Here is a 1,946-nt window from a genome sequence, read left to right on the forward strand (position 1 = left end):
GACGACCAGCAGACCCTGGTCGCCAGCCTGTAGGAGAGCCAATGGGAGCCCGCATTACCCTGGCCGGTGAAAGCCTGATCGCGCAGAAACAGGCCGCCCGGGAAGCCTTGAAGATCGAGCGTTTCATTTTCGCCAACGTGCCCGGCCTGGCCGCCGACACGCCGGTGGATCCCGCCGCGCCGAAGCCACCCGCTGCACAGACCGTCTACAACGCCTCCATTCCTGCCGAGAATGCCGGCTACGTGAACCCTAATCAGGTGGTCTACAGCGTCCAGGTCGGCTCCGATGTAGGCGATTGGGATTTCAACTGGATCGGCCTGGAGAGTGCCGAGGGCGTGCTGTTCGCCGTGGCCTATGTGCCGCTGCAGCAGAAGCGCAAGAACATCCCGCCACTGCAGGTGGGGAACAACATCACCCGCAATTTCCTGGTGGTGTTCGACGGCGCCCAGGAGTTGACTGGCATCACCATCGATGCGAGCACCTGGCAGCATGACTTCACGGTACGTCTGAAAGGGATCGATGAGCGCGAACGCCTGAGCAATCGTGACATCTTCGGCCGGGCGTGTTTTTTCGGCAGCGGCCTGCAACTGGAGAAGGTGGGCAGCACCTACCAACTGAAACCGGGCGGCGCATACATCGAGGGGATCCGCATCGAGCGCTCCGCCGCGCAGCCCGTCGTGCCGCCCGCGCTGCCGACGACCGCCTGGATCGACGTCGCGCTACAGCGCGAACTGAACGACGTCGTGACCAGCGTCCAGGTGGCCTGGGGGACGGAAAAGATCGATTACACCGACAGCGTGGGCGTCCGCCATTACCTGGTTCCCCTGGCCGATCTGGTCAACAGCACGACGATTACCGACCGGCGTACTGTGGAGCCCATCAGCTCGCCGCTGATCCAGCAGTTCGCGTTCCGCTCTGGCGATTACGCAAACCTGCGCGCACGCGCCACGACGAAAGACGACGTAGGTCTGGGCAACCTGCCGAACGCGAAGAGTGACGACCCCGCCACCAACAGCAGCAATATCCTGGCGACGACCGCAGCGCTGCAGGCCCTGCTGGGCAGCGTGGTGGCCGCCGAAACCGGACAGATCGCCGCCTTTGCCATGACCACCCCGCCGGCTGGCTGGCTGAAGTGCAACGGTGCGGCCGTATCACGCACGACCTACGCCAAGCTCTTCGCCCGCATCGGAACCGTTTTCGGTGCTGGGGACGGTTCAACGACGTTCAACCTGCCCGACGCCCGGGGCGAGTTCCTGCGCGGCTGGGACGATGGCCGGGGCGTGGATGCCGGGCGGGTGCTCGGCAGTACCCAAGCTCATCTGTTGGGCAGCCACACCCATACCGCCAGCAGCGCGGCGGGTGGCGCGCATACCCACACCGCCAGCACCGGAGCCGGCGGAAGCCATACCCATACCGCCACCACCGCGTCCGACGGTGCCCACACCCACACCGTGCCGGGCTCGGTCAGCTCCAGCGGCGGGTCCGGCAGTTTCGACGGCAACAGCGATGGCGCTTCGTTCAACAAAGTGACCAGTAGTGCCGGCGCCCACACCCACGCCGTGACCGTGGACGCGGCTCCCAGCCATACGCACACCGTCACGGTGGACGCTACGGCGAGCCATACCCACGCGGTCACGGTAGACGCTGCCGGCGGCGCCGAAACCCGCCCGCGAAACCTCGCCGTGTTGTTCTGTATCCGCTATTGAGGCAAGCCCGACATGACATCGAAAATCGTCTATCAGACCGACCGCCATGGACTCTATGTCGGCCCGGTGGTCGCGGATCCCTGCCCTCTCGAAGAGGGCGTCTGGCTGATCCCAGGTGGCTGCGTGGAAACGCCACCGCCGGAGATTCCCCCCGGCAAGGCTGCGCATTGGGCGGCCGGAAAGTGGCACCTGATCGATAACCTGGAAGGCTTCACGGTCTACGACACCAAGACCGGCACC

The 1,946-nt window shown here is 65.3% G+C and carries 1 protein-coding gene and 1 pseudogene; both read left to right on the forward strand.

The window, feature by feature from the left end; genetic code table 11:
* Positions 1-41 precede the first annotated feature (41 nt).
* Complete coding sequence (locus BZL41_RS20855) at positions 42-1,706, forward strand: phage tail protein (protein WP_095601043.1); 1,665 nt, start codon at positions 42-44, stop codon at positions 1,704-1,706.
* 12 nt (positions 1,707-1,718) lie between these two features.
* Positions 1,719-1,946 (forward strand): annotated as a pseudogene (locus tag BZL41_RS20860) (phage tail protein); the annotation flags it as partial.

The sequence above is a fragment of the Pseudomonas sp. PIC25 genome, from assembly GCF_002286785.1.
Taxonomy (GTDB): domain Bacteria; phylum Pseudomonadota; class Gammaproteobacteria; order Pseudomonadales; family Pseudomonadaceae; genus Pseudomonas_M.